Raw genomic sequence first — 26,928 nt, forward strand, 5'->3', positions numbered from 1 at the left:
CTTCAGATACGTCACAAGTTGCGACCATAAAAATTCATTGTTCTGGAGTTTTCGTTCTGTTATTTAGAACAATATGCCGCTCAACTATCATCATCTTCGATATTTCTGGGCTGTGGCCCATGACGGGAACCTGACCCGAACGGCCCAGCGCCTGAATCTGTCCCAATCCGCTTTATCCACGCAGATCAAGCAGTTGGAAGAGCGACTTGGACACTCTCTGTTCGACCGTCGCGGCCGACAGCTGCATCTCACCGAAGCCGGGCGGATCACACTGGATCATGCCGATGCGATCTTCTCGACCGGTCAGGAACTTGTCGCGACGCTCCAGGAAACGGGCAATACGCGGCAAGCCTTGCGCGTCGGGGCGCTGGCGACGCTGTCGCGCAACTTTCAGATCGGCTTTCTCAGACCGATGCTGGCCCGAATGGATGTGGAGGTGATTCTTCGGTCCGGCAGCCCGACGGAGCTGATGGAGGGGCTCGGGACGCTGAACCTGGACGTCGTGCTGATGAACCGCGAGCCGCCCAGTGACAGTCTTGCCCCCTACGAGACGCACCACATCGCCGAGCAACCCGTCAGCATCGTCGGCGCGCCAGAACGCTTTGATCCCGCCCTCCCAATCAAGGACCTGCTGCGGGAACAGCCCTTCATCCTGCCCACCACCGACAACTCCCTTCGTACGGCGTTTGATGCCATGGCGAGCCGCCTGTCAGTGCGCCCCCAGATCGTCGCCGAGGTGGACGATATGGCCATGATGCGCCTGCTGGCCCGTGAAAACATCGGCCTGGCCCTGGTTGCCCCGATCGTCGTGCAGGACGAATTGTCCTCCGGCCGCCTGGTCGAAGCCGATGAGCACCCCCAGATCAAAGAGAGCTTTTTCGCCATCACCTTGAAGCGCCGCTTTCCGAACAAACTGGTGCAGGAGTTGCTGACTGGCCATCCTTCGTCCCTGTCCAAGACCTGACCGGAAGGTTCCGACGCCAGAAAGGATGTGATCCTATCGGGCAGATGCCATTTGCACACTATCCACGGGCATCCGAGGTCAGCATACTACCATGCTCCGTTCACCGTGGAGCTGGCAGACGAATGCGAGGGCGTGAGCGCGGGTCTGCTCGAACAGAGGCTGGTCTGCCTTCCGCACCCCATAAAGGGCAGTAAAGGGATGTGTTCAAGGCACCTGCCCCAGCCGGGCTATTCTGCCTTGGAATACCGGGCCACGGCCTGCGCCAGTTGGGCTGCGGCGCTCACCCCGTCGATCAACAGCATACCCGTGCGCTCGGACAAATCCTGCGCCAGCGCGGCCATCCCTGCGCAGCCCAGCACCACCGCTTCCGCGCGGTCCCGGTCTCGGGTACGCCGGATTTCATCCGCAAGGTGCCGCCGGGTTTCTTCATCTCCCTCTTCGATGGTCAGGACCGGCAGGCCGCTGGCCCGGACCGAGGTGCAGCTTTGGGCATGGCCGCCGACGTCGATATTGCCTTGGATCACCGGCACGGCCGCAGCAACCGAGGTTACGACAGAAAACCGCCGCCCCAGAAGCTGCGCCATCACATAGGAGGCCTGACCGATCCCCAGAACCGGACAGTTGGCAATGGCGCGCGCCTCGGCAAGGCCGGTGTCATCGAAACAGGCCACGATAACCGCATCGGCCTGCGCATGCCGGACCAGCTCCAGAAGCCCCGGAATGGCCGCTGCACCATCTTCAGGGCCTTCGATGGCGGGAGGGCCGTCCCGGTTCGTCACCGCCGCAATCTCGGCACCGGGGCAGGCCTGCCGCGCGATGCGTTCGATGCTGCGGGTCATCGCCTCGGAGGCATTGGGATTGATATAGAGAAGCCGCATCAAACGCCCTTTCCGGCGTCAGACCCGAGCCGCGCGCGGCGGCGGTTCATCAGCCATACGGTCAGGAGGAACACCGCGATGATGAGCAAGGAAAACACCGTCGTAAGCGTGCCAAGCGCATAGATCACCGGGGTGGTCACATTGGTGGTCATGCCAAAGACCTCAAGCGGAAGGGTGTTGTAACTGCCCGAGGTCAACAGCGTGCGCGCGAATTCATCGTAGCTGAGTGTGAACCCGAACAGTGCCACCCCGATCAGCGAGGGGGCAATGATCGGCAGGACCACGTATCGGACCGTCTGCCAGGCAGACGCGCCCTGATCCCGCGCGGCCTCCTCATAGCTTTTGTCAAAGCGGTTGAAGACGGCGAACATGATCAGAAGGCCGAAGGGCAACGTCCAGGTCAGTTGCGACCCGAACCCGGATGTGGCCCAGTGGACCCTGAACCCAAGCTGGTTGAAGATCAATCCGACCCCGAGCGAGATCAGGATAGACGGGATCACCAGCGAGGTGATCGCCGCATAAAACAAAAGGCCCGAGCCAAAGAACCGCTTGCGAAAGGCCAGTCCTGCAAGAACCGAAACGACAACGGTTGTCACCATCACCATAAGGCCAAGCACGAAACTGCGAGCAAAGGCGCCCCAGATGTCTCCAACCGCCTGTTCCTCGAAAAGGTCGCGGAACCAATAGGTCGAAACGCCATTCATTGGAAAGGTCAGCCCGCCCTGCGGCCCCTGAAAGCTGAGGATGCCGATGGTGATCGTCGGCCCGTAAAGGAACAGCACGAAGAGCGCAAAAAACGTCGCGAGCACGTAGAAACCGGGAGAGCGTCTTTCCATGGCTCAAAGCTCCTTTCGGATATTCACAAAGCGCAGCAGGATCGCGATCACGATCAGGACGGTACAGAGCAGAACCACCGCCGTCGCCGCTGCGGACGGGTACTGCAGAAGGCCGATATCATTGGAAATCAGCCGCCCCACGTTGGCGCGCTGGCTGCCCGACATGAACCGCACCGTGATGAAATCGCCCATCACCAGCGTCACCACAAAGATCGTGCCGATCATGATGCCGGGTTTGGTCAGCGGGATGATCACGTGCCACAGGGTTTGCAGCCCGCTGGCGCCGCTGTCATAGGCCGCCTCGATCAGGGATTTGTCGATCCGCATCATCGTATTGAAGATCGGCACTACCATGAACAGCGTATATAGGTGCACAAAGGCCAGGATGACCGAGAAATCCGAATAAAGCAGCCATTCGAGTGGTGCGTCGATCATTCCCCAGTCGATCAGCGTCTTGTTGGCAATCCCGTTGCGCCCCAGAAACGGGATCCATGAGATCATGCGGATGATGTTCGAGGTCCAGAACGGGATCGTGCACAACAGGAACAGCGCAATCTGCCAGGTTGTGCTGCGCACATGAAAGGCCAGGAAATAGGCCACGGTAAAGCCGATCACCAGCGTCAAGGCCCAGGTGATCGCGGCATAGCGGAAGGTGGCAAAGAAGACGCGCCAGACCACCTCTGAGCCAAAGAGGAATTCATAGTTGTCGAACAGGAAGGCCGGGTAGATTGAATATTCCGTCGCGCCCCAGAAGCTGACGACGACGATCATCACGATGGGCGCGGCAAGGAAGCACAGCAGGATCAGCGCCAGCGGCGCGGCCTGAAGCCAGCCGACAAGGTTTCTGGTCATGTATCTCTCCGGGAAGATCACGCGGGAGGCAAAGGGAGGATTGCCCCCCGCGCAAAGGTTCATCAGGCTGCGATGAACTCATTCCATTTGCGGACTATGTACTGGTTTTCGTCCATCACCGCGTTCCAGCAGGCCACGGCGCCCATGCGGTCATAGAAGGAACCCCCGTCACGGGTGTCTCCGGCCTTGGCCAACACGTCGCCAAACGGGTTGGTGATGTCGCCTGCGGCGGGCTTGCCTTCGAACCAGTAGCTCCATTCATCGGCCGTCATGAAGTTTTTCGAGGTCTCCGGCACCGCCGAATAATACCCCTGGCGCATCAGGAAGCCGCCGACCCAGCCATCCAGGTACCAGTTGATGTAGTCATAGGCCGCATCCAGCTCCATTCCCGACAGCGATTTGGACAGGCCGATACCACCGCCCCAGGACCGGTAACCTTCTTCCAGCGGCTGGTAGACGCAAGGGATGCCGCGCGACTTGACCGCAGTGATCGCAGGCGACCACATGGACTGGATGACCACTTCGCCCGAGGCCATCAGGTTCACGCTCTCGTCGAAGGTTTTCCAGAAGGCGCGGAACTGGCCGGCTTTCTTGGCCTCTGTAAAGATGCCGATGGTCAGGTCGATCTCTTCGCGGGTCATATTGCCCTTGTCGGGATATTTGTATTCGCCCATGGATTCGACCACCATGGCCATATCCATGATCCCGATGGACGAGATATCCAGGATCGAGGCCTTGCCCTTGAACTCGGGGTTCAGAAGCTCGGACCAGTTCTTGATCGGGCGCCCGATCAGGTCGGGCCGGATACCCAGAGTATCCGCATTGTAGATCGTCGGGATCAGCGTCATCCAGCCCGTCTCTTCCGAGGCAAAGCTCTTGCCGCCCGGACCATCGACAAAGCCGACGGTGTGCGGCGCAGTGCCTTGCGCGATTTCGCTTTCGGGCGTCAGCTTGCCCGAGCGGAAGATGCCGACGATCTTGTCGTAGTTCTTGATCTTCGACGTATCCATCGCCTGCAGGTTGCCCGTCGGCCAGACCTTCTTGCAGATCCAGTATTCAATATCGGCGATGTCGAAACTGTCCGGCTGAGTGGCCGCGCGCTGGGTGACGCTGTCGGAGTCCAGCGCAGTCATCTCGAGTGTAAAGCCGAGGTCTTCCTTGACCTTCTGTGCCACCTCATTGAGGTTCGACACGCCTGTCCCGAACTGGCGCAGGGTGATGTTCTTGGTGTCCTGCGCCCAGAGCATCGGGGCGGGCAAAGCGCTCGCCGCCAGAGCCGCCGCCCCGGTGCCAAGCAATGCGCGTCTTGTGTATCCAACCTTGGGTTTTGCCATCGTCTATTCCTCTCCTGTGGTTTTTATGGATTTGATGTGCCTGGTCAGGCTTCCAGGCGGTGCAACTGGCCCTCGTCCCAACTGAGATGCGTTGCGTCCCCCGGCTCTTTGGGAGCGCCGAAGAATTCCGCCTCGGGCAGCAGGGCCAGAACCTCTGCGCCGGTTTCGGTCTTTGCCGTCACGGCCACCGAGGCGCCCTGATACTCCACCGTCGTTACAGTCGCCGGCAGTCCTTCGGCGCCGATGCGCACAGCATCGGCCCGCACGGCGACCTTGGCGTCCTCCAGATCAAGCACATTGTGCCCGCCGATAAAGCGCGCAACGAAGGCGCTGCGGGGCCGGTCCCATACCTCACGGGCGGGCCCGGCCTGTTCGATCACCGCGTCATTCATCACGACAATCTCATCCGCCAGCGCCAAGGCTTCGTCCTGACCGTGAGTGACGTGAATGAAGGTGATGCCCAATTCACGCTGCAATCGCTTCAGTTCGGCCCGCATGCGAATGCGCAGGAAGGGATCCAGCGCCGACAGCGGTTCATCCAGCAACAGCACCTTCGGACCGGTGATCAGTGCACGCGCCAGAGCCACGCGCTGTTGCTGTCCGCCGGACAATTGCGCAGGCAGCCTTTCGGCATAGTCCGTCATATCCACCAGATCGAGCAGCTCATCCGCCTTGCCGTGGCGCGTGGCCCTGTCGATGCCCTTCATGCGCAGGGAAAAGGCTACATTGTCCCGGACGTTCAAATGTGGAAACAGAGCATAGTTCTGGAACATCATAGCCGTTCCGCGCCGCGCAGGCGGCAGCCGGGAGATATCTGCCCCGTCCAGCAGGATCTGCCCTTCCGAGACATCCTCATGGCCCGCAATCATCCGCAGGGTCGAGGACTTCCCGCAGCCTGACGGCCCCAGCAGGCACACATACGACCCGCTGTCGAACACATGGTTAAGCGCACGCACCGCGACGGTTTCTCCGTACCGCTTGGTCAGATGTCTGAGCTCGAGATCGTATCCTGTCTGCATGTGCGCTCCGCCGTTTCACTGCCTTCAGACTGCGCCCGCCAAGCAGCCCCGGTCCCGGCAAATCGCCCTCTGACACCCTCTGAAACAGCAGCTGCGCGAAATTTACGCACAGTTCGCGAGACGGCGCACAATTATCAACACAACATTGTATACGATTATGAACCCGCGATTGTCGCCCTTGCCCTCATCTGTCGATTCCGGCAGATTCGCCAGACCAAGGAGATCTGGATGAACGAGCAGCCCAAAGCACTGGCACCCCAACCAAGCCAGGCCGAACAGGTCGCCCAAGAGCTTGAGCGGGCGATTCACGAGCATCGTGTGACACCGGGTGCAAAGCTGGGAGAAGATGAAATCGCAGAGGTCTACGGGGTCAGCCGCACCATCGTGCGTGCTGCGCTGCAAACCCTTGCCCATCAGCGACTGGTCGAACTGCGCCGCAACAAAGGCGCCTATGTGGCCCAGCCCAGCGTCCGCGAAGCGCGGGAAGTCTTCGAGGCCCGCGCCCTGCTTGAGCCGCGCACCGCACGATCCGCCGCCGAGCGGATGACTGAGGCAGACCTCGGCGCCCTCACGCGTCAGATCGAGGAAGAGCACGCCGCGCTTGCCGCCGGAGATTCCGGACGGGCACTGTTCCTGTCGGGGCAGTTCCATATCGAAATCGCCCGGATTGCGGATCAGTCCACCATCGCTGCCTTTATCTCGGAGCTGGTCTCCCGCTCTTCGCTCATAATCGCTTTGTACTGGCAACGTCGCGCCGCGCTGTGCGAAAGCCATGCGCACCATGCCCTGATCGAAGCCTTCCGGGACCGGGATGGCGACCGGGCCGAGGATCTGATGAAGGGGCATCTTCTGGATCTGGTCACCTCGCTGGACCTGCGCAACGTGGCACCGATGCCCGGCTCCCTGCGTGAGGCCCTCGGCAAATGAGCCCCATTCATTTCCGCACCGCATCGCTGGACGATCTCGACACCATGCTGGACTGGGCGGCCGCCGAAGGCTGGAACCCGGGTCTGGACGACGCCAAAGCCTTCTACAGCGCCGATCCGGCGGGCTTCTTTGTGGCAGAGATCGACGGGCACCCGATCGCCGCCATATCGGTGGTCAATCACAGCCCGGATTTTGCTTTTCTGGGGTTTTATATCTGCGCCCCCGGTTACAGGGGACAGGGCATTGGCCTCGCGCTCTGGAAACATGCACTGGAACATGCGGGCACCCGCACTGTGGGCCTTGATGGCGTGGCAGACCAGGAGGCCAATTACGCAAGATCCGGCTTTGTCCGCACCGGGGCCACACTGCGGTTTGAAGGGAGCCTACCGGGCAAACCGGACGCATCCGCCCGGCCAGTAACCGAACAGGACCGGAGCGCGCTTGCCCGCCTCGACATCGAAGCGAATGATGTAAAGCGGCCTCGGTTTCTCACCTCCTGGATCAACGATACGGCAAACAGGCACAGTCTGGTCCTGGAGGATGCAGGCCAGATCACCGGCTTTGCAACGCTCCGGCGCTGCCGAAACGGTGCCAAGGTCGGCCCTGTTGTGGCCCGTGATGCTGCAGCCGCACTGCGGCTTGTGCAGGCTGGCCTGACCTTTATGCCCGCCGCCCCCGTCATCATCGACCTGCCAGACAGCAATACCGATCTGATCGGGATACTGACTGACCTTGGTTTCCAAGAGACCTTCGCAACGGCGCGGATGTATCGCGGCACGCCCCCAAAACCCTCTGTCATCCTTCAGGCCATTGCCAGCATGGAGCTTGGCTAGGGTCACTGCGCTGGGCTGATCCACTCTTCCGGGCCTGGATCAGCCCGTGGTTTCGGCCCATACATGGATCATGTGCAATCTTTACAGCAACACGACGACCCAGGATGCCATGCGGGGCCTGTTCCCGGATCTGATCGATCGCGCCGGGAACCTTGGTGAAGGAACCTTCTACCCCAATCAACTGGCGCCGATCATCCGGCATGCTGGCAGCGGGCTGGAACTGGTCAAGGCACGCTGGGGAATGCCCTCGCCCCGCTTTGCCCTCAAGACGCAGCGCGATCCGGGCGTCACCAATGTGCGCAACCTTGCGTCCCCCCATTGGCGGCGATGGCTGGAACCTGCGCATCGCTGTCTTGTGCCGGTGACCTCCTTCGCGGAGCCGGGGAAAGGTGGGAACCAGTGGTTTGCCTCCGCGGCCACCGCCTTCCCGATGTTCTTTGCAGGGATCGAAACCCGGGGCTGGCGGTCCGTGCGCAGGGTCAAGGACGGCGAAACCGAAGATGACCTTTTTGCCTTTCTGACCTGCGCTGCGAACGCAGAGGTTGGCGCGGTACACCCCAAGGCCATGCCTGTCATCCTTACGCGGCCCGAAGACTGGCGCATATGGCTTTCCGCGCCCCTCGGGATAGCCAAAGACCTCCAGCGCCCCCTGCCCGATGGATTGCTTGTGCCTTGTGAAAACGCCGTCTGATCCCGGCGCATTTCGGCGCGCGTCCCCCATCCGTCCGGCAAAGTTGCCCCAAGTGAGCGCCCCAGTGGATCCCCGTTCTGCACCAATCAGAATTCGGGCAACCTGCGGAGGCCCGTGGCGATCATTTGCGCAACCAGGATCATGTGGTGATGGCCCGTTGATCGTTGCGGAGGAGCAGACATGAGCCTTGCCTTCCCAAGCCTCCAGGACATGAGGCGCAAATGGGATGGCCGAGACGATGTGACTGGGATTTCTCTCTCGACGAAGGTGCCTTCCTGCCAATCCTTGCCCCCTCGGAGCACGGGCAGTGAAGGCTGCTGCAACTCTTTGTCTCGTTTCCGCACCACTTCCTGCAGGTCTTGCTGACAGCGGGGCTCAAATGGCTCCGCTTGACCTCACCTCTGCCAATAGGCCGAAATATAGGCCTCTTGCGCAACCCGACCGCTTTGCTTCCATGCAGCCCGAACCTCTGCTGCCAGGCGTTTTTCGCCCGCGAACCACAGAAACGACTCTCCGTGTGCGGTGATGGCAGACACGGCGCCCCCCGCCATCGTGTCACGCGCAAAGGGGGGTTCCCAGACAACCTCGACACCCCCGTGCCTTGGCAGCGGGTATGCTGCGCCATACGCTGAGGACGGGTAGAGCGATATCCGACCGGTAAGATCGGGGTTTGCCTCCAGTATACGCGCGACTGCCGGAAATCCGGTGTCGTCGGCAAAAGCGCGGATGGGACTATCGATCTTGCAGCCCCCTCCCCCCGGACCAGTCACCAGAATTTCGGTTCCGGCAGGCACGGTCTCCGCCCAGCGCGTCGCTCGTCCCCCATCGTGCTGGAACAGGTCGAAGATGAGTTCACCGGCGTCAGGGCGCACATCACGCGCCGTGTAAACGGGCAGATGCAGTTTCGCGTCACCTTTCGGCCACTGGGTTGCTCCGGTGACGCCAATGGTCGGCCATTCAGCCGCTCGCCCCTCGGGTGGAAGACCAAGGCGAAAATGAATAGCGGCCTGAGAAAACCGCGACACATCTCCCTTCAACGTCACCCGCCGGAAACCTCCGGCCAGCGCAGAGACATGTGCTACGGACATCACCCATGCATTGTCAGGAAGCTGTCCGGCAGAAGCGGCATCACTCCAGCGGATCTGTTGCGCACTTTCGGGAAAGACCGAGCTGATCTGATCCACCAGCGGATCCTTCAGCGTTTGCAGGAAATCCGCATGAGGCGCCCGTATTTCGGCGCGGGTTCCGCCTTGCATAGGCGAAAAAGAAAGGCGCCCGTAGTGGGTCTGCACCGTCAGCTTTGCCTCTGTGCCGTGAAGGATTTCAAGACCATGCTCGACAGCTTCAGCGCGCGCCATCTGACACAAGGGGGCGAATGCGACTCCGGGCAAATCACTATGGCCAGTCAATTCAGTCATCTATCGTCGCTTTCCGCGCTGCAATGCGCCAAAGGAAGGGGAGAGCTGCACAGGACACACCAGCAGCAAGAACAAAGAAGGTGCCGTAACCGAGGTGTTCGTCCAAAAGGCCAGCGGCGGTCCCTGAGACCATGCTGACGGCCGCATCCATGCACTGGACCAAGGTGAAATCGACGCCCCCCTGGCGGGGATCGGACCAGGTCATGAACTGCCCGTAGAGGGCGACAAATCCAAAAGCCATCACAGCTGCGCTTGCAACCATCGCAAGCGGGGCCACTTGCGCGGCAGAGAGCACCGCATCGCCTGCCGACAGCGCCACAAGAAGCAAGATCATGGATTGCAGTGCAACGGCACCTACCAGTTCGGCGCGAGTTCCGAAACGGCGGACAAATCCGCCCCCGGCCATCGCCCCCAGAAAACCATGCGTCAGGCTCCCGGCGCCGCTGAGAATACCAAGCTGAGCCAGATCATAGCCCGCATCGATAAAGAAAGGGCCAAACAGGCTCATCGCGCTTTTTTGGGCCACCACGTATAGCGCCGCGATCAGGAGGCCCTGCCGCACTTCCTGTCGCGCCAGAGCCGAGGTAAGGCTATGTTGATGCGGGCGTTTCTGCGCCTTGGATGAACGTGCGACAAACGAAAAGGGCACGCAGAGCACCGCAGTCGTCAGCGCCATGCTCCAAGTGGCGACAGACCAGCCGACACGGTCGACGAGCACAAGAAACACACCGCCTCCGATGGCAGCGCCGAGATAGGCCCCACCCACCTGAGCCGCATTTCCCCAGCCATAGGCCGTTCCCCTCAGAGCTTCGACAGCATAGCCATCGCAAGCTATGTCGACGGTCGCCGTCGCACAGGCGGCGATCATCAGCACCCCCAGCACCGGCAAGACAGGAGACGGTCCCAGCCCCCCCATCACGGCAAGGGCTGCAACCACAACAGCGAGCCCTCCCAGAACGACGTTTACCGACCGATCCCGTCCACCATCGGGCAGGCGAAACCTTTCGATGAAAGGGGCCCAAAGGAACTTCAGCGCCCAGGGCAAAACAATCAGCGACACCAGCCCGATCCGGTCTAGCAGCAGGTCCCGCGCGCGCAGCACCCCCGGAAGTCCCGTCCATGTCACACCGCCAATCACGCTTTGCGCGACGTAGACCCCACCGATGGCGCCAACTGTCCGCCAGGTTCGACCTGCGCTTTGCATCAAAAACGATAGGCAAGGCGGATGGTCGCGGTGCGTCCCTCGGTCCGGTAGCAATAGCCGACGCTGCAGGTTTGCTCGGTGTTGTTGAAGGCATTTTTCACGTTGAGCTGAAGGCCCATGCCGTCAAGTCCCACCTGCGACAGATCATAGGATACCGACAGATCAGAGTAGAACTGTTCCTTGTTCCTGAACGTGTTCTGATTTTCCCCCCAGCTTTCTCCCACGTAGCGCAGACCGGCACCAAAGCCCCAGCCCTTGAGCACTCCTGCGCTTGGTTCATAAAAACCCCAGAGTGCCGCCGTATGCTCGGGTGTTGCCGAGAGCTGTTTGCCGACCGTTCCCGTGGCCCCCCGTTTGATCTCCATGTCGACGTAGGTATACGACCCGGTCAGCCTAAGGTCGTTTGCAAAGTTGAACTGGCCCTCGAATTCGAATCCGCGCGAGCGCAGATCGTAGGGCACCTGCACCTGGCAAAGCCCGCCAAAGACCGATGGATCCACGGTCTGGAAGACCACGCCGTCGCCCTGGTCGATATCAAAGATGGCTGCGGTGATAAGGCTTTCGTTACCAGGCAGTTGATACTTGAGGCCGATTTCCTTTTGCAGACCTTTGGTCGGATCCGCAGCCCGGCCGCTGGATGGGGTCGTCGGAACATCGTAGACAAGCCCCGTGGTCGGCACGAAACTGCTGGAAAGATTAGCGTAACCGGACAGGTCCGCGTTGACCGCGTAGCTCAGGCCGATCCGTCCGGAAAATGCATCATGCGAGGTATCGCTGCCGCTCCGTGTTGCATCGAATGTCGTGATATCGACCCAGTCATAACGCGCACTGAGGAAGGTGGTCTAGCGGCCCACCAGGATCTGATCGTGCAGGTAGATCCCTTTCTGGTCCATATCCTGGCCGCCGGAGTAGGGCTGAACCGCCGCCGCAGATACGTAGCCGACACCTCCGTAGTAGGCATCACAAGAGGATTTTCCGTAGTCGAAACCCGCCACCAGCCTGTGATCCATACCTCCCGTGGCAAACCCGGCCTCTAGGGTTGTATCGATCATCAGGTTCTCTGAATTCTCGAGGTAATGTCCCCGATACCGCCCAAAGCCGGTGCCCGCCGCATAGATCCCGCTGAACTGAGGGTCCGCATCAACTTCGGAATAGCGCATCTTCTGGCGCAGGGTGATGGTTGCGGTCAGTTCATGCTCGATCTCATATCCGACACGCCACTGGTCATTGACAAAATCGTTGTAGGCGGTATCGCCGATGTATGTGTTGGAGGCCACCCCGTCAGAGGGGTTGTAGTAGGAGGCTGTCCCCCCGCGTGTGGATGAGGAATATTCGCCCAAGACCGTGATCCTTGTCCGGTCCGTCAACTGATAGGTCAGTCTAGGCGCGATCATCGCCAGATCGTCGCTATAGCCTTCCAGCGGTGTACCGGCGTCGCGCAGAACTCCGGTCAGGCGGTAGCTGAGCCGTCCAACTCCAACCGGCCTGGTGAAATCAAAGGCCAGCTCCTGGCGCTGATCGGTGCCAAGGGTAAGCCGTACCTCGTTGAAGGGCGTGCCCTTGGGACGCTTTGACACCACATTCACGATCCCGCCCGGGACGCTGACCCCATACATCGATGACGACGGGCCTTTCAGCACCGAAACCGCCTCAAAACCCTAGGGGTGGTTCTGATACCATGCGAAGGCACCGTTTACCTGACGCAGCCCGTCTCTGAACAGGCCGTTGTAGTGGGCCGCAAAGCCGCGCAGGTAGACCGCGTCATAGCGGCTGTCAAAACCGAAGGTATTGACGTTTGTTCAAGAGGTATAGCTGAGCGCATCAAGTGGGTGCGCGGTTTCTGATCCTCGATCTGGTCTTGCCCGACAGTGCTAATGGCCTGAGGGATATCCCGGATGGCCGTGTCGACACGGGTCGCCTGCCGCCCGGATTGCGCCACTTAGCCGTTCTGAACCAAGGTCTCATCGCTTTCGGACTCAAGGACCAAAGTCCCCAGGTCAATGGCGTTGTCGTCCTGCGCGACGGCATGTGATGTGTAGGACAAGACTGCTGATCAGCACTCGGGAAAAACTGTTCAGCACACCCTCCCAACAGCCTGTCGGTTGGCACGGTTCCGGGAAGCCGACGCGACCAGAGCACTGACACGGGCATGCCCGTTTGGTCGCGTAAGGTTCACGTAAGTCGCCAAGGATATCTGCCGCTTTGCAACACCCAATCAGAGAAGGAGTTTGGCGTGCGTATCGTGAGTTTTCTGGGAAGCTTCTTGTTGGCCGCATCTGCCGCTGCGCCTGGTCTTGCGTCCTCCCTGCCTGCAAAGGGTGCTCTGAGGTTTGACGTGATCCGCAAAGGAAAGGATATCGGCGATCACAGCTACACGTTTTCGGGTTCACCCAGCAGCTATTCCGTGAATGTCCAGACCGACATCGCCGTCAAGCTCCCCCTGTTGCGGATCAATGCATATGTGTTCAAGCAAAAGAGCTCCGAACGCTGGAACGGGCAAAGCATGACCACAATCCGCTCGGCTACCGATGACAACGGCACCGCGCATCAGCTCGATCAACCCGGAACAGGCATATTGCCGGCCAGCCTGTGGAACGACGCAATCGTGAAAAGCCACACGCTCCTGAATACGATCGACGGGCGGATAATGTCCGTGAAAGTGACCGATCTTGGCGATCAGGCGGTGCCGACACGTCGCGGGACCGTCATGGCGCACCACTATCGGATCTCGGGCGATCTGGACCGCGACGTCTGGTATGACAGCGATGGCAACCTTGCGCATGTCTCTTTCAAGGCTGATGATGGCTCTACCGTAACCTACCTGCGCAAATAGGATCGGAGGCCATGCGGCTTCTCTACATTGAGGACAATGAACGGCTGGCACAGAACACCTGCGCCAGCCTGCGGGCAAGCGATTTTGTGGTCGACTGGGTCTCAACCGGTGAGGATGCCGTGCACTCCGCCCGCAGCTTTGGATATGACGCGGTCATTTTGGATCTGGGCCTTCCCGACATGGAAGGCCTGAACGTGCTTGGCCAGATCAAACAGGCGAATGCGAACACCCCGGTGATCATCTGCACTGCCCGCGATGCGCTGGAAGACCGGATCGAGGGGCTGGATGCGGGCTCTGACGATTACCTCGTCAAACCCTTTGATGCGGCTGAGCTGCTTGCGCGTATTCGTGCCGTGCTGCGCCGCCCCGGCGGGGCCCTTGGCATCAAGCTGGAGATGGGCAATATCACCTTTGACACCGTGGACCGCTCGGTCGAGATTGCCGGAAAGACCGCGCAGTTTTCCCGGCGGGAGCTGGACTTGCTCGAAATTTTCATGCGCCGCAAAGGCCGGGTATTGTCCAAAGATACGCTTGAGACCGCGCTTTACGGATTTGATGAGCCCCCAACGCCCAATGCCATCGAGGTGGCCATGCACAGGCTACGCAAAAAGATGAAAGATCTGGAGGCCTCGGTCAGCGTACACACCCTGCGGGGCATCGGGTATCTGATGGAAGATGACGGCCAATGAGGTCCTGGCTCGCCGTCCTGCGCGCGCCCTTTGGCACGACCGGCTCGCTTCATCGCAAGCTCACGGTCAATATCATGCTGGCACTGCTTGCTGCGGTGATGCTGGCGGCTGCGGTCATGATCTATGAATTCTTTGAACACCTCGAGGAAAGCCTTGATGACGCTCTGAGACGTGAGGCAAACGAAGTGCTGATACAGGCCGAACCGGATCAGCCCTACCTTGGCTTTTCCCCTGATGCGCTGCGGTTTCGGGGCGCATCCGGGGCGTACCGCTATACGGTTTTTGATGACCAGACAAGAACCGTGGTCGGCAGCGAGGACAGCCCGTCCATTCGCAGCGCTTTGGCCTCTTTGCCCCTTGGCTCGGCGCAGCACGTTCCGCTCCCCGGCGAACGGCGTGGCATGGGGCTGTGCGGCGAAATCTCCGGGCAGCGGATATGCGTGCTGGCCTCGGCCTACGCTCCCTTAACCGACACCACAATTCTGGGCGATATGTGGCATGAGCTGGAAGAGCAGGTGCAGTGGGTTCTGCTCGGATCCCTTCTGGTGCTTGCCTCAGCGCTGCTGACAGCACGGCTTACGCTTCGCCCCTTGAGCCAGATCCAGAACGAAGCGCGCGAGGTTGGGCCGGACACCCCAGACCGCCGCCTGTCCACCGAAGGTCTGCCAAGCGAAATCACCCCTCTTGTCGAGGCCGTCAACAGGGCCTTCTCGCGCCTCGAAAAGGGCTATCGGGCACAGCGGGCGTTCTCTGCCAATGTCGCCCATGAAGTGCGAACCCCCCTGGCGGTGCTGCGCTCACGCGTCGAATTGGCCGAGGACCCAAAGTTGCGCGCTCAGCTGAAACGGGATCTGCGGCGCCTCGAAGAGATTTTCGAGCAGCTGATCGATCTGGCCCGGGCGGATGCGCTTGCACCTGCCGCCTTTGAACAGACGGACCTCGGGAAGCTGGCCTTGCAGGTATGTTGCAACCGGGGCCCCGAGGCAATCAAGATGGGGAAATCCCTTGCCGTCACCGGCGCCAAGACCCTCCCCGTGAAAGGGCATCCAGGTCTTTTGGAGATTGCGATAGACAATCTTGTGCGCAACGCCCTCGCCTATGCCCCGACAGGATCAGAGGTCGAACTTCACCTCGATGATGCCGCAGCAACCCTCGACGTGAAAGACCGTGGCCCAGGTATCCCATCAGGAGAACACGCCGCGATGTTTGACCGTTTCAAGCGGGGCAAGGGCAGTGCGAAGAGCGAAGGATCCGGGCTGGGCCTTGCGATCGTCAAGTCCGTGGCCGAGGCGCATGGCGCGCAGATCCGAGTTGCGAACCGTCCCGGCGGCGGCAGCATTTTCTCGCTTCACGTCCCTGCGCTCACACCTCGGTGACACGGTTCCAAAAGAAATGCGCCCTGTAAGCGGGCTGTAAGTCTCGGCGGGCACCTCCTCCGTGTGAAACAGTTCATACGAGGCAGTTGATGCGAATCGAGTTCCTGACGGCGACCCATCCAGACCGGGTCAGAGCCGAAGACCATGTCCGGCAAGTCTATGCTCAAACCTATGGCGCCAGCATTTCCAGCTTTCCTCCCCTCCTTGCCGCAGCCTTCAACGCCAAAGGCGACACCCTCTGCGCCGCCGGCATTCGAACTGCCAAAGACGGTTTCTTTTCGGACTGCTACCTCGACAGCGATTTTCCGACCGCGCTGCTGATACACACCGGACTGTCGATTGACGAAAGCCAGATCATGGAGGTCACCTCGCTGGCCTCCACCTCTCCTTTCCCGGTGCTGTCGGTGCTCAGCAGCATCATTGAGTGGGGACGGGAGCGCGGCATGATCTGCGGCGTTTTCACGGCCACCGGGCCACTGCGCAGACTGCTACGCCGCACAGGACTGAGCCATACACCGCTTTTTGCTGCCGACCCCAGCCGTCTGACCAACCCGCAAATCTGGGGCAGCTACTACACCACTGCCCCCTGGGTCTGTGCGGTTCTCGACAGCACCGACAACCAGGCGCGTGTTGCGCGTAAGCCGCGACCCGCCCCCGAGCGGAGGGCCTTCTGATGCAGCCCGTTTTCAACGCACTGGCCCGCCACGCTCAGGATCGCCCGGACGCCACCGCCTTTACCGGCAACGGTGAGTCCATGAGCTGGGCCGAACTGGCCGCGCGTGTCGCGGCTCTGGCGCAAACGCTGGAAGGTGCACCCGCCTGCATTGCCATCGGACATTCTGGCGGTTGCGCCTATGTGGTGGCTGACCTGGCATTGACCCTAACCGGCAGACGTCAGGTCCCTTTGCCGTTCTTTTTCAGCGCGGATCAGATTACCCATGTGATCCGCGACTCAGGCGCTCAGGCGATAATCACCGACCACCCCGCAGGCTTTGCCCCCCTGCCCATCATCCGGGCTGACGCTGACGTACCGACCCGCCCCAGCGCGTTTATTCCTGCCGGAGGCAGTGAGCGGATCATCTACACCTCGGGCTCGTCCGGGACCCCAAAGGGCGTGGTGATCGGCGAACAGCAGTTGATGGCTTCGCTTTCCGGCCTGCAGCCCCTGGTCGGGGCCACCCGGAAGGATCGGCATTTGTCGATCCTGCCTCTTGCGCAACTGCTGGAGCAGATTTGCGGCATCTACCTGCCCATCCTGGCCGGGGCCGAAACCCGTTTTGATTTCGCCGCCACCCGCGCTCTGTTTGGAACCGAGACATCGACGGTGACAGAGGCTTTTGAACGTGAGCGCCCCACGACCAGCCTCCTCGTGCCGGGCCTTCTCGGCCGCTGGGTTGCGGATCTGCAGCGCCGTGGACAGCAGGCCCCCGACAGTCTGCGCTTTGTCGCAGTGGGCGGCGCCGCCAGCGCTCCAGCACTGCTGCATCAGGCCTGGGCCACCGGCGTCCCCGTACATGAAGGCTATGGTCTGTCGGAATGTTGCGCAGTGGTGGCCATGAACCGCCCCGGCGCGAACCGGATCGGTACGGCGGGCGAGATCCTGGATGGTCTCGACGTGGTGATACTGGATGGAGAAATCACCGTCTCAGGCCCGACCGTGATGAGCCGCTACCTGAATGCCCCCCCGCCCCCCTTGCGCTGGCACACGGGCGATCTGGGACGGATCGAAGAAGGCCGCCTGATTGTAGAGGGACGCAAAGACGCGGTGCTGGTCAGCCCAAACGGGCGCAACATCTCGCCCGAATGGGTAGAGCAACGCGTGAATGCGGATCCACGGGTCGTCGCCTCGGCCTTGGGTCTGCGGGAAGATGGCGAATTGGTGATTGTCGTTGCAGCCACTGCCCCCGTCGCCCTACCCGAGATCGCCTCTCTCCTTGCCGATCTCCCCGCCTATGCGCGCCCGACAGGCGCGGTTCTGACATCGCCACATGAACCCGGTCTGCTGTTCCCAGCCGGGACGCCAGATCGCACTGTGGCCGCCCGGATTATCAACTCCCGAGATGCCGCGAAACTCCCGCCTCAGCGAGAAAGCCTTGCCTCATGACACAGAAGAAAACCGTCCTCATCACGGGCGGCGGCTCTGGCATCGGACGGGCCTTGACCGTCGAAGCGGTGCACCGCGGATATCGGCCTCTGATCACCGGCCGCACCCGTGCCACACTAAGGGAAACCGCAGCACTGGCCGGGCTCGGCGAGGATGCCATCCGCGTTGCGGATGTGTCCAAACCCGAAGACAGGCTCCGATTGACGGAACAGGTCGCCGGTCGGCTGGACATCCTGATCAACAACGCCGGCTACCTTTCGGTCGGTCCCATCGCGTCTTTGAGCGATCAGGACCTCGAAACCATGGCGCAGACCAACCTGGTCGCCCCGATCGCGCTTGTTCGCGATCTGCTGCCGGCCCTTAGCACCGCACAGGGACGCATCGTCAACATCGGCTCCGTATTCGGTGACATCGCCTACCCTTTCTTTGCGACCTATTCGGCCACCAAGTTCGGCCTGCGCGGTTTTTCCGATGCCATGCGGCGCGAGCTGTCCGGCACCGGCGTTGCCGTCACATATGTCGCGCCGCGCGCCACCCGGACGGCGGCCGAAGCCGAGTTCGCCCCTCTGATCGAGCCGCTGCAAATGACACTCGACAGTGCAGAAAAGGTCGCGACCGAAGCCTGGGATGCCATCGAGGCCCGAAAACGAGAGGCTTTCCCCAGGGGCAAAGAACGCTTCTTTGTGGCACTCCAGCGTCTCTTCCCGAAACTGATCGACAGATCTGTCGGCGCGCAGGCCCGCGCCCCCCGAACCCTGGCCGCCTTGGAAACCCGGCGGCGCAGCTGACTCTCAAGAAAAAGGACCGAACCAATGACTTACAACGTCCTGCGCGCGCCCACCTCCGGCGCGGCCATCGGCGCAGCCGACATCGCAAAGGTGCAGGCGCATCTGAACACCGACGGTTGGGCGCTCTTGCGCGGATTTGAGGTCGACATGGGCAGCTTCAGCGCACTGACCGCCAACCTGTGCCGCTCGATCACCTTTGATCCGGCCCGGGAATACAGCGAGGAGAACACGCAAAAGGTCGACGCCGGCCTTGGCCCCATCGGCCTGCACATCGAAAACGGCAACACACCAGTTTGCCCGGACATCGTCACCTTCTTCGCCGCGCGCGCGGCCTTTGAAGGCTCGCAAACAACGATCTGCGACGGGCAGGATGTCTGGAACGGTATGAGCGCGGCGCAAAAAAAACGCTGGGAGCAGCCGATGACCGTTTCGCGGCGCCTGCCGGAGGCGTTGTGGAAAAGGTATCTGGCCAACGAGCACCCTGCGCTGTCCTCGCCGGACGAGGTGACCGAGGAGCATATCCTTCAGTTCAAGGCGGCCGTACCGAACCAGGACTTTGAGCTGCACGGGGACGGCTCCTTGACCTATCTGCTCACCCTGCAGCCGGTGCGCGCATCGAGCCTGTCTGGCGGTCAGGGTTTTGCCAATGCGGTTCTGGGGCCGTCACACAACTATGAAGCGCCGGTCTACCGGCTTGCGGATGGGTCCCTCGTGTCCGCAGAAGAAATCGAAGAGCTGCGCGACCTGGCCGAAAACTACACAACCGAGATCAACTGGCAGGATGGCGACATCGCCGTGCTGGACAACACGCGCATCATGCATGGGCGCCGTGCGATCAGGGACAGGAACCGTCAGTTGTTCATCGGCATGGGCCGTATCTGATCTCTGGGCCTGCCGCCACGTGCCGTGATTGCACCTCGCCCCTGGGCCGCACCAAAGTGCCACATTGGAGCCACGGCAGGCCTTTTCGCGCCTCCATGACTTCAATTCCTTCCTCGAGGTCCCCGGCTCTCCCCGTGTCGCAAACCCAGCCGAAAACTCCGGTTTCAAACGATCCGGCTTTCAGAGCAGAACACACGAGCGATCCAACAGGAGAGGTCAACGTTAGACGATTATCATGAATTAAAGATTAGAATGGTACACATGTTTGCCCATTTTGGGATGGTTTACAGTTGTTTGTTAATCGATGAACGCGACAAATGACTGGAGTAAACAAGACCTGGGGAATTGGTACATGTATCGCCTGTTGGACTGTATCGTCCAGGATCATATCCATGGCCTGGTCGCGGTGGCCGCATTTATTTGCGTCATCGGCTCGCTGTTATCTACGCATATGTCCAGCCGTTTGACGCAATGGAAGGGCATGCGTCGCCTTGTCCAGCTACCACTGGCCGGATTGATTACCGGGGCAACAATATGGTCGACACATTTTATCGGGATGCTGTCGTACAATCCGGGCTATGCGCATGGTTATGAACCGGTTCTGACTGGTGTATCGCTGCTGGTTGGGATTTTCGGATCACTAGCCGCTAACGCTGTATTGGCCTATGCGCCCGGTCGTTTTGGGGCGCCGACCGCTGGCGCGGTGTTCGGACTGACCGTTGCGGCGATGCATTATACAGGCATGAGCGCTTACCTGTTGCCCGGGACGATTGTGTGGAGCTGGCCGCATCTCGTCGCCTCTGTCCTTGTGGGTGCAGGCTTAGGTGCTCTCAGCTATAGTTTGATCGTCAAACAGCTTGGCGGGCTGGTCGGACGGGTCTTGCCGACCACCACCATGATGCTGGCGATCTGCCTTATGCATTTCACTGGTATGAGCGCCATTGAGATACGCCTTGATTCTGCGGTTGAGGTGCCGGCCGAGATGATCTCGGACACAGCCCTCGCGATGCTGATTTCTGGTGTGACCGGGATCATTCTGCTGATTGCCTTGGCTTCCGCCAGTATCGAAGTCAGTCTCGAGGGTGAGACCCGCTCGCAGCTCAGCCATGCAGCCCTACATGATCCATTGACAGGCATGCCCAACCGGATGTGGCTAAACCGCAAGCTGGATGCACTGGAGATCCAGTTCAAGGAGGATGAAACTGCGCGGGCAGCAGTCCTGACCATCGACCTCAATCGCTTCAAGGAAGTGAATGACCTGCACGGACACTCGATGGGGGATGCAGTGTTGCGCCGGGTTTCCTCGCGGTTGACAGCACAGACAGGTGAGGGAGAATGCATCGCGCGGGTGGGGGCTGACGAATTTGTTGCGATAAAAACCGGGTTTCGTCGCATCGAAGAGGTCAAAAGTTTTGCCGAACGCCTGCATGCCGCAATTATAGAGCCGATAGAATTGGAAGACCTCTCTTTGCGCGTTGGGGCATCCATCGGGATTGCAACGACGCTGGAAGACGGGCGTGATCCCAATGATTTGTTGCATAGATCAGATGTGGCAATGCACCGGGCCAAATCGGAAGCTGAAATGCCGATCTGCCTGTTTGACGAAGAAATGGATCGCCGCAGCCGGGACAAGACACAGCTCATACACGACCTCCCCCAGGCGCTGCAAAACAACGAATTCGAACTGGTTTTCCAGCTCCAGAACAGTTTGGATACGCTGTCACCCGTTGGGTTCGAAGTGCTGCTGCGGTGGAACCATCCCAAGCGCGGACGGGTTTCGCCGGACGAGTTCATTCCGGTGGCAGAGGAAACCGGATTGATCCGCGATATCGGCGCCTGGGTTCTGAGGGAAGCCTGCCGCGAAGCGGCGAAATGGGATCATCCTTACAGCATTGCCGTCAACGTGGCGCCCCAGCAGCTGGTTCAGCCCTCTTTCGTCGAAGACGTGATGGACAACTTGTTTGAGACCGGTCTGGATCCACAGCGCCTGGAACTGGAAATCACCGAAGCCAGCATTATCGATGATCAGGCGCATACACTGAAAGTGATGCACAAGCTGAAAGCACAGCGCATCAGAATTGCAATGGATGATTTCGGCACAGGGTATTCGTCGCTTTCGATGCTGCAGACTTTTCCCTTTGACAAGATCAAGATTGACCGCAGTTTTGTAAAGGACGTGCACAAGAACGCCCAGAGCGCCGCGATCGTGCGCTCGACTTTGCTTCTGGGAGCAGCACTGGAGATTCCGGTTCTCGCCGAAGGAGTGGAAGTCGAAGACGAGCTCTGCTTCCTGCGAGGGGAAAGCTGCGACTCGGTTCAGGGCTTCTATTTCGGACGCCCCATGACCCGAGAGGCAATACGCCGGATTGTCTGTCACCCAACAGGTATTGACGAAGAAAGCGCCGCATAGCCCTCCGGGAGCACTCGGCCGAAAAACTGGCAGAAATGTTCAGCTCAGATGCACTGTGGTCTGATGAAAACGTGAACAGCGCACCCTTTTTCGGAGCATCTAAGGTTTGGAAACCCTTCAAAACACACGTGATCTGTCGGCATGAAGGGCGGGAAGCGCAAATGCACTGTGAGCACGGAACTGAGCTTGTGGCCAAGTGGCTCGCAAGGTTTGGTATCTATTGCGTTGCAGACATCGCAGTCACCTCTTTTTCGATCCCATACACACCAACTGGCCGAAACAGCCATCGAATCCTCTGTTACCGGCTGTGACGGCACAGGTCGCGGCTGCGGGGAACATGGAGAATTCTCCATGTGTTTTTGCCGCAGACGCACAGCTATCAAACGCCGACAACGAGGACCAATGGAGGAACACGAAGAAGAACGAATTCACTATCTCCGCTCTGGCACTGGCTATGGCACCGGCAGCCACGAATTGAGTGACGAGTTTGCCATTTGACTGGATCGTATTTCGATCCGGAAGAATGGCGGTTGCCAGTTTCAAAAAGCAATTTTCAGCACCTGAGACCCACCTGATGAAAATCGACCTCATCCAAAACGACCGCCTCGTCCTGAAGGGCACAACAAGGATTATTTCGTCCGTGTTGTGCGTACTCCTTTTTGCCATCGCGGCGGTCAATCTGGTTGCGGCCTTTGCCGGGTTTCCCGCTGGCTGGGTCGTCGCGACAGCGGTCGTTTTCATAGGTGGGGGTATTTTATGGCTTGTCTATCACGCGACGGAGGCTGTGTTCGACCGCCCAGGCAACTCTCTGACGCTTCGAAAAACCATGATGCACGGAACGCGCGAACAGGTGATCAAGCTCAGCGAGGTTAGACAAGCGGACGTTGACCTGAAACGGAACCAGCGCAGCACCAACCGGCTGCATCCCAGCTACACGTATCGGCTTTGTGTGGTGACTGGCGCCGCTCAGAACCGGAATCGCGTGCCGTTGTCTCATGGGTTTACGACGAGCAAACGCCATCTTCTGACCGCTCAGACAATCAACGACTGGCTTGGCGTGCCCGCGGCTCAGATTGCAACCGGGCCGACCATGGCGGATGTGGCCGAGGCCATCAAGTCTCTCGGCTTTGGTAAAGAGTCCTGAGCGCAATTCCCAACGCCAGCGAAAGGGTTGAACGGTGTCTCACTTTACGGAAACCACGCATGTCGGTTTTGCCACACGTTTGAAAAACGCCATAAAGGGCGTCGGGCTGGGGATCAGCCTTATCGGTATCGCGGTCTATTTTCTGTTTTGGAACGAAGGCAATTCGGTGCGCACGGCACGGTCGCTCGCGGAAGGGTCAGAGCTGGTCGTCCCGTTGGACAGCAGCGCACTTGATCCGGCGCACGAAGGCGACCTTGTCCATATCAACGGGCCGCTCAATCTTGCCATGCCACTGGTCGATACCGCTCTTGGAGTGGCTGCGAATACGCAAACCGTGCGGTTGGAACGCGTGGTGGAACAGTTTGCATGGATTGAAGAAAAACGAACCAAAACTGAAACCGGATTTGGCGGCGGGCAAGAAAAGACCACGGAATATACATATCGGATGGATTGGACCGACTCGCCAGCCAGCGGGGCGGAGTTTCGGATTTCCGAAGGTCACATGACCCCCCCACTGCCCATCAGACCTCGGGTGATCCGTCAGGAAGAGGGCAAGATTGGCGCCTTTTCCGTGACTGATGAGATTTCTGACCTGGGCGGCGCCCTCCCCATGCTGCTGACGGCGGATCAGGCGCGCGCACTGGACCTTGCCCTGTCCCTGGAGCGTCCAGCCAGACTGGTTGCCGGACAGGTGGTTTTCAGCGACAGCGTCGCGGCCCCACAGCTTGGAGATCTGCGGATCAGCTATCTGACCTCGGACATAGACGAGGCCAGCGTGGTTGGCGTGCAGCGCGGCAGTGGCCTTGTTCCCTACACGGCGCAAAACGGGCGCAAAATCTATCTGGTTGAGGAAGGCTTGAAATCCGCCGAAGAGATGTTTCGGACAGCGGCTGCCAGCAACAAGATCAAGACATGGTTGCTGCGCATAGCCTTGATGGTTCTGCTGTTCCTTGGCTTCAAAGCGCTTTTCTCTCTGATTGACGTTGCGGCCAGCATTCTGCCGTTTCTCGGGTGGGTGACTTCCTCCGTAACGTCCTTGATCAGCCTTGCCTTAACCCTGGTTGTGGGCGGGGGAACGATGGCCGTGGCCTGGCTCTATTTCCGTCCGGTTCTGTCGCTGGCGATTTTCGGGATCGCTTTGGCAGGTGCCACGATCTTCGCCCATGTGGCACGACGGTCAGCGCAGAACACATCCGACGACATCTGATTTTCCACCTCAGTCCTTTATGAAAGGCCCCTCAAATGAAACACATGTTCCTTTCGGTCACCGTGGTATGCCTCGCAGGCTGGGCGCAGGCCGGGCAGTACTGTCTGCTGGATGGCACCGAAATGTTCTCCTGCACTCTCAAAGGCGGCTCCCGCGGCGTCGAGGTCTGCAATGCCGTTTGGGAGGATGGCACAAAAGCCGCCTACGGCTACTTCAAATCGACCGGTGAGATCGAGAAGGAGATCCTGCAGGACATGGCGACGATCACCGCAACGCCATGGAACGGCATGGGCGATTTCATCAGCGACTCCGTAACGTTCGATGCCGGGGGCGGCTATGCCTACGAAGTGTGGTGGGGCAGCGAGCGCGCGGCAGATGCCAAGCTGACGGGCGGGATCAATGTTCTGCGGCACGGTACTCTGATCGCCGATATCAGCTGCGACGACGGCACCATAAGAAGTGACTTGTCTTCGCTCATCGAAATGATCGAAGCGGCGCGATAAAGGTAAGTGACATGCGCCGAATATCCTTGCAGGCGGCAACCGCTCTCATGGTGGCCGGATGGAGCAGCGTCGCCGCAGCCGATACGGTATGCGACGGCGACATCCTATTCCAATGTACAACCGACAGGCCCGACTTTCGCGAACAGATCACTGTCTGTGCAAAAGATGAAAGCTATGCGCTGACGCGGCACGCGCTGTCATCGGGCGACATGTACTATGACCCGCCACTGATCGCCGACGCCAACACCACTTGGTTCCGCTGGACCGAGGGCGACAGGGTTCAGATCGAAATCGGCTTCTGGAACACCGATCTGGGTGAGCCGGTAACGGTGCATGTCCATCTTCCCTGGGACGATGTCAGCGAAACTGCAAGGGATGACGGCACCTTTGACATGTGGTTGCAGTCTCCGCACTGGCACGGGCGTGTCGATCAAACGCTGTGCCGGTCGGACACGGTCTATGCGGAGCCAGCCGCCTTGTGGCCTCCACAGCAGGAACGGGGGCCGATTGGAGCCTTCTTTTCACAGGACCTGGTGACGCCGACATCTGCCACCGTGGGGATCGCCCGCATTGTAGAGGCCCAAGCCATCCCAGAAGGACTGCCCGTTTTTGCCGCCGCACGCCCCAACGCTGCAACGCCGATTTGGTGGATGCTGCAACCAGGCGACACCGTCGATATCATCGACCAACGGGGCGCCTTCATTGCTGTAGCCATCCCAACCAACGGCGTTGCGGAATGCATACTGCGCCCTGAACGGCTTGGCCTGCCTTACACGGGCCCCTGTGCGACGGGATGGGTTGAGGGTGCATTTCTTGAGCAGATCCAATGAGTAAACCGAAGCGCGGTAAAGCCTGCGCGATGGGCCTTATCCACAAAGGAGAACTGAACGTGCGACTTCTGGCAACAACATTCGGGATTGGCCTGCTCTGGTCCACGATCATGGCGCAAGCCTTTTGCGATGACATCCTGGCGACACAGGTGCTGTGTCTCACGGAGGATGCGGAGGAGATCAAGGTCTGCGCAAGCAGCCATCCTGAAACCGGGGCCCCTGCGTTGACACTCCATGTCACTCCAGAGATCGCAGACGGTCCCATTGCCCGACTAGCGGCCGATATTCCCTTTAGTATGACACCCGGCACGGGCGAGTTTCCGTGGGACATCCATGAATTTGCGTTTGTATATGACAGGGGCCGCGCCGTTCTGAGTGTAAAGACACCAATGGACACGGACGACACGTCTTCCGCAGAAGTATGGCTGGATCTGTTCGGACAAGGCACATCCCCAAGCCGCAGCCTGCAATGCATCGTCCCGGCTCTGCAGGCGGAAATCGCGAGCCTTCTGGAACTGCGCGGTGTGGCGATGAATGAAATGCGTACCGGGCCGAGTGCCGACAGCGCTCCGTTCTATCAGCCCACGAAACCCATCACCGGGGGGACCCCTTATGGCAGCCATGACTGTCGCGAGGTTGGCGCAGTCCTGAGCAACGAAGGCACCGAGAACGGACAAATCGCATTTTACGCGGCCCCCGACGCGGATGCGGCCATACTTGGGTATGCCTTTCCTTCCGATCTGGGAACAGCCTTTGAGTGCAACTACCAGGACGGCTATTCGGGGATCATCTGGATTGATCCCGACAAGGGCGACGGTGCCAACGGCTATATCGGCCAGCTTGGCTATGAGGCACGCCTGTCGGCCTGCGCCATGACGCCCGAAGACTGGCCCCCGAACATGGCCTATTGGGGCAAGTGTTCAAGCGCATGGGTCAAGGAAGGCAATATTGCCGGTTTCGAGGGCTGATGGTCGCGGGGCGCACGGTACCCAAAGGGAAGAGCTTGCGGCGCTCTTGATGCCAGAAGACAACGTTCCATCAGTCTTCTGGCCTGCAGAACACGATTTTGGCATTCCCTGCGCATCGGCGTCGCGTAATGATTTGCCAAACGCAAGACCGCGCAAGGCGTCGCGATGCGCTACGACTGGACCGGCGCAAGCTTCTTGGCCTAATCGACATCGCGTCACGCCGCTTTTGGATACGCCC

General features: G+C 60.0%; 27 protein-coding genes. 18 read left to right on the top strand and 9 right to left on the bottom strand.

The window, feature by feature from the left end:
* The first annotated feature begins 73 nt into the window (after positions 1-73).
* Positions 74-964, top strand: a complete 891-nt coding sequence (locus AADA15_RS17370) for a LysR family transcriptional regulator (RefSeq protein ID WP_341642827.1) — start codon at positions 74-76, stop codon at positions 962-964.
* Positions 965-1,191: 227 nt separating this feature from the next.
* On the opposite strand, the gene AADA15_RS17375 is transcribed toward AADA15_RS17370, so the two are convergent.
* From AADA15_RS17375 to AADA15_RS17395, 5 genes are all read right to left on the bottom strand, one after another.
* Positions 1,192-1,842, bottom strand: a complete 651-nt coding sequence (locus AADA15_RS17375) for an aspartate/glutamate racemase family protein (protein ID WP_341642828.1) — start codon at positions 1,840-1,842, stop codon at positions 1,192-1,194.
* Positions 1,842-2,678, bottom strand: coding sequence for an ABC transporter permease (locus AADA15_RS17380; protein WP_341642829.1), 837 nt, complete (start codon positions 2,676-2,678; stop codon positions 1,842-1,844). Before AADA15_RS17380 ends, AADA15_RS17375 begins: the two co-directional genes overlap by 1 nt.
* Before the next feature lie 3 nt (positions 2,679-2,681).
* Entirely contained in the window at positions 2,682-3,530 is an 849-nt protein-coding gene (locus AADA15_RS17385) for an ABC transporter permease (RefSeq protein ID WP_341642830.1), read from the bottom strand.
* A 62-nt stretch (positions 3,531-3,592) separates the two neighbouring features.
* Entirely contained in the window at positions 3,593-4,864 is a 1,272-nt protein-coding gene (locus tag AADA15_RS17390; RefSeq protein WP_341642831.1) for an ABC transporter substrate-binding protein, read from the bottom strand.
* Between the two features lie 44 nt (positions 4,865-4,908).
* Positions 4,909-5,883 carry an ABC transporter ATP-binding protein gene (locus AADA15_RS17395; RefSeq protein WP_341642832.1) on the bottom strand — a complete coding sequence of 325 codons (975 nt, stop codon included), beginning with the start codon at positions 5,881-5,883 and terminating at the stop codon, positions 4,909-4,911.
* A gap of 228 nt (positions 5,884-6,111) precedes the next feature.
* On the opposite strand from AADA15_RS17395, the gene AADA15_RS17400 reads away from it, so the two are divergent.
* From AADA15_RS17400 to AADA15_RS17410, 3 genes are read left to right on the top strand one after another with little or no spacing between them, the layout of a single operon-like run.
* Positions 6,112-6,810: a GntR family transcriptional regulator gene (locus tag AADA15_RS17400; RefSeq protein WP_341642833.1), complete on the top strand. Its 699-nt coding sequence runs from the start codon at positions 6,112-6,114 to the stop codon at positions 6,808-6,810.
* On the top strand, positions 6,807-7,643 hold the full coding sequence (locus AADA15_RS17405; protein ID WP_341642834.1) for a GNAT family N-acetyltransferase: 837 nt from the start codon (positions 6,807-6,809) through the stop codon (positions 7,641-7,643). Before AADA15_RS17400 ends, AADA15_RS17405 begins: the two co-directional genes overlap by 4 nt.
* A 46-nt stretch (positions 7,644-7,689) precedes the next feature.
* Complete coding sequence (locus AADA15_RS17410) at positions 7,690-8,334, top strand: SOS response-associated peptidase (protein WP_341642835.1); 645 nt, start codon at positions 7,690-7,692, stop codon at positions 8,332-8,334.
* Positions 8,335-8,729: 395 nt separating this feature from the next.
* Here AADA15_RS17410 and AADA15_RS17415 read toward each other — a convergent pair whose 3' ends face one another.
* The 4 genes from AADA15_RS17415 to AADA15_RS17430 all read right to left on the bottom strand — a co-directional run bounded on the left by AADA15_RS17415 (position 8,730) and on the right by AADA15_RS17430 (position 12,596).
* Positions 8,730-9,752, bottom strand: a complete 1,023-nt coding sequence (locus tag AADA15_RS17415) for a siderophore-interacting protein (RefSeq protein ID WP_341642836.1) — start codon at positions 9,750-9,752, stop codon at positions 8,730-8,732.
* Entirely contained in the window at positions 9,745-10,878 is a 1,134-nt protein-coding gene (locus AADA15_RS17420) for an MFS transporter (protein ID WP_341642837.1), read from the bottom strand. The genes AADA15_RS17415 and AADA15_RS17420 overlap by 8 nt, the downstream gene beginning before the upstream one ends.
* A 77-nt stretch (positions 10,879-10,955) precedes the next feature.
* Entirely contained in the window at positions 10,956-11,762 is an 807-nt protein-coding gene (locus AADA15_RS17425; RefSeq protein ID WP_341642886.1) for a TonB-dependent receptor domain-containing protein, read from the bottom strand.
* A 36-nt stretch (positions 11,763-11,798) separates the two neighbouring features.
* Positions 11,799-12,596 (bottom strand): hypothetical protein, encoded by a 798-nt coding sequence (locus tag AADA15_RS17430; protein ID WP_341642838.1) that lies wholly within the window; start codon positions 12,594-12,596, stop codon positions 11,799-11,801.
* 185 nt (positions 12,597-12,781) lie between these two features.
* On the opposite strand from AADA15_RS17430, the gene AADA15_RS17435 reads away from it, so the two are divergent.
* From AADA15_RS17435 to AADA15_RS17500, 14 genes are all read left to right on the top strand, one after another.
* Complete coding sequence (locus AADA15_RS17435; protein ID WP_341642839.1) at positions 12,782-12,988, top strand: hypothetical protein; 207 nt, start codon at positions 12,782-12,784, stop codon at positions 12,986-12,988.
* 201 nt (positions 12,989-13,189) lie between these two features.
* On the top strand, positions 13,190-13,789 hold the full coding sequence (locus AADA15_RS17440; protein WP_341642840.1) for a DUF6134 family protein: 600 nt from the start codon (positions 13,190-13,192) through the stop codon (positions 13,787-13,789).
* An 11-nt stretch (positions 13,790-13,800) separates the two neighbouring features.
* On the top strand, positions 13,801-14,478 hold the full coding sequence (locus tag AADA15_RS17445; RefSeq protein ID WP_341642841.1) for a response regulator transcription factor: 678 nt from the start codon (positions 13,801-13,803) through the stop codon (positions 14,476-14,478).
* The gene (locus AADA15_RS17450; protein ID WP_341642842.1) at positions 14,475-15,854 is read left to right on the top strand and encodes a sensor histidine kinase; all 1,380 of its coding nucleotides are present in this window, start codon (positions 14,475-14,477) and stop codon (positions 15,852-15,854) included. Before AADA15_RS17445 ends, AADA15_RS17450 begins: the two co-directional genes overlap by 4 nt.
* An 89-nt stretch (positions 15,855-15,943) precedes the next feature.
* Positions 15,944-16,528 (top strand): thermostable hemolysin, encoded by a 585-nt coding sequence (locus AADA15_RS17455; RefSeq protein WP_341642843.1) that lies wholly within the window; start codon positions 15,944-15,946, stop codon positions 16,526-16,528.
* Positions 16,528-17,958, top strand: coding sequence for an AMP-binding protein (locus AADA15_RS17460; RefSeq protein WP_341642844.1), 1,431 nt, complete (start codon positions 16,528-16,530; stop codon positions 17,956-17,958). Before AADA15_RS17455 ends, AADA15_RS17460 begins: the two co-directional genes overlap by 1 nt.
* Positions 17,955-18,746: an SDR family NAD(P)-dependent oxidoreductase gene (locus AADA15_RS17465; RefSeq protein WP_341642845.1), complete on the top strand. Its 792-nt coding sequence runs from the start codon at positions 17,955-17,957 to the stop codon at positions 18,744-18,746. Before AADA15_RS17460 ends, AADA15_RS17465 begins: the two co-directional genes overlap by 4 nt.
* A 24-nt stretch (positions 18,747-18,770) precedes the next feature.
* Positions 18,771-19,628: a TauD/TfdA family dioxygenase gene (locus AADA15_RS17470; protein ID WP_341642846.1), complete on the top strand. Its 858-nt coding sequence runs from the start codon at positions 18,771-18,773 to the stop codon at positions 19,626-19,628.
* A gap of 352 nt (positions 19,629-19,980) precedes the next feature.
* Entirely contained in the window at positions 19,981-22,038 is a 2,058-nt protein-coding gene (locus tag AADA15_RS17475) for a putative bifunctional diguanylate cyclase/phosphodiesterase (protein ID WP_341642847.1), read from the top strand.
* 523 nt (positions 22,039-22,561) lie between these two features.
* Positions 22,562-23,182, top strand: coding sequence for a hypothetical protein (locus tag AADA15_RS17480; RefSeq protein WP_341642848.1), 621 nt, complete (start codon positions 22,562-22,564; stop codon positions 23,180-23,182).
* Between the two features lie 34 nt (positions 23,183-23,216).
* Positions 23,217-24,389, top strand: a complete 1,173-nt coding sequence (locus tag AADA15_RS17485; RefSeq protein WP_341642849.1) for a TMEM43 family protein — start codon at positions 23,217-23,219, stop codon at positions 24,387-24,389.
* Positions 24,390-24,424: 35 nt separating this feature from the next.
* Positions 24,425-24,892, top strand: coding sequence for a hypothetical protein (locus AADA15_RS17490; protein WP_341642850.1), 468 nt, complete (start codon positions 24,425-24,427; stop codon positions 24,890-24,892).
* Between the two features lie 11 nt (positions 24,893-24,903).
* Entirely contained in the window at positions 24,904-25,722 is an 819-nt protein-coding gene (locus AADA15_RS17495) for a hypothetical protein (protein ID WP_341642851.1), read from the top strand.
* Positions 25,719-26,690, top strand: a complete 972-nt coding sequence (locus AADA15_RS17500; RefSeq protein WP_341642852.1) for a hypothetical protein — start codon at positions 25,719-25,721, stop codon at positions 26,688-26,690. Before AADA15_RS17495 ends, AADA15_RS17500 begins: the two co-directional genes overlap by 4 nt.
* Positions 26,691-26,928 lie beyond the last annotated feature (238 nt).

Source organism: Phycobacter sedimenti, from assembly GCF_038148855.1.
GTDB lineage: Bacteria > Pseudomonadota > Alphaproteobacteria > Rhodobacterales > Rhodobacteraceae > Phycobacter > Phycobacter sedimenti.

What these genes read in the sequence shown, in the direction of transcription:
- AADA15_RS17370 (WP_341642827.1), top strand. Translation starts at nt 74, where the DNA reads ATGCCGCTCAACTATCATCATCTTCGATATTTCTGGGCTGTGGCCCAT.
- AADA15_RS17375 (WP_341642828.1), bottom strand. Translation starts at nt 1,842, where the DNA reads ATGCGGCTTCTCTATATCAATCCCAATGCCTCCGAGGCGATGACCCGC.
- AADA15_RS17380 (WP_341642829.1), bottom strand. Translation starts at nt 2,678, where the DNA reads ATGGAAAGACGCTCTCCCGGTTTCTACGTGCTCGCGACGTTTTTTGCG.
- AADA15_RS17385 (WP_341642830.1), bottom strand. Translation starts at nt 3,530, where the DNA reads ATGACCAGAAACCTTGTCGGCTGGCTTCAGGCCGCGCCGCTGGCGCTG.
- AADA15_RS17390 (WP_341642831.1), bottom strand. Translation starts at nt 4,864, where the DNA reads ATGGCAAAACCCAAGGTTGGATACACAAGACGCGCATTGCTTGGCACC.
- AADA15_RS17395 (WP_341642832.1), bottom strand. Translation starts at nt 5,883, where the DNA reads ATGCAGACAGGATACGATCTCGAGCTCAGACATCTGACCAAGCGGTAC.
- AADA15_RS17400 (WP_341642833.1), top strand. Translation starts at nt 6,112, where the DNA reads ATGAACGAGCAGCCCAAAGCACTGGCACCCCAACCAAGCCAGGCCGAA.
- AADA15_RS17405 (WP_341642834.1), top strand. Translation starts at nt 6,807, where the DNA reads ATGAGCCCCATTCATTTCCGCACCGCATCGCTGGACGATCTCGACACC.
- AADA15_RS17415 (WP_341642836.1), bottom strand. Translation starts at nt 9,752, where the DNA reads ATGACTGAATTGACTGGCCATAGTGATTTGCCCGGAGTCGCATTCGCC.
- AADA15_RS17445 (WP_341642841.1), top strand. Translation starts at nt 13,801, where the DNA reads ATGCGGCTTCTCTACATTGAGGACAATGAACGGCTGGCACAGAACACC.
- AADA15_RS17450 (WP_341642842.1), top strand. Translation starts at nt 14,475, where the DNA reads ATGAGGTCCTGGCTCGCCGTCCTGCGCGCGCCCTTTGGCACGACCGGC.
- AADA15_RS17455 (WP_341642843.1), top strand. Translation starts at nt 15,944, where the DNA reads ATGCGAATCGAGTTCCTGACGGCGACCCATCCAGACCGGGTCAGAGCC.
- AADA15_RS17460 (WP_341642844.1), top strand. Translation starts at nt 16,528, where the DNA reads ATGCAGCCCGTTTTCAACGCACTGGCCCGCCACGCTCAGGATCGCCCG.
- AADA15_RS17465 (WP_341642845.1), top strand. Translation starts at nt 17,955, where the DNA reads ATGACACAGAAGAAAACCGTCCTCATCACGGGCGGCGGCTCTGGCATC.
- AADA15_RS17470 (WP_341642846.1), top strand. Translation starts at nt 18,771, where the DNA reads ATGACTTACAACGTCCTGCGCGCGCCCACCTCCGGCGCGGCCATCGGC.
- AADA15_RS17475 (WP_341642847.1), top strand. Translation starts at nt 19,981, where the DNA reads ATGTATCGCCTGTTGGACTGTATCGTCCAGGATCATATCCATGGCCTG.
- AADA15_RS17480 (WP_341642848.1), top strand. Translation starts at nt 22,562, where the DNA reads ATGGCGGTTGCCAGTTTCAAAAAGCAATTTTCAGCACCTGAGACCCAC.
- AADA15_RS17490 (WP_341642850.1), top strand. Translation starts at nt 24,425, where the DNA reads ATGAAACACATGTTCCTTTCGGTCACCGTGGTATGCCTCGCAGGCTGG.
- AADA15_RS17495 (WP_341642851.1), top strand. Translation starts at nt 24,904, where the DNA reads ATGCGCCGAATATCCTTGCAGGCGGCAACCGCTCTCATGGTGGCCGGA.
- AADA15_RS17500 (WP_341642852.1), top strand. Translation starts at nt 25,719, where the DNA reads ATGAGTAAACCGAAGCGCGGTAAAGCCTGCGCGATGGGCCTTATCCAC.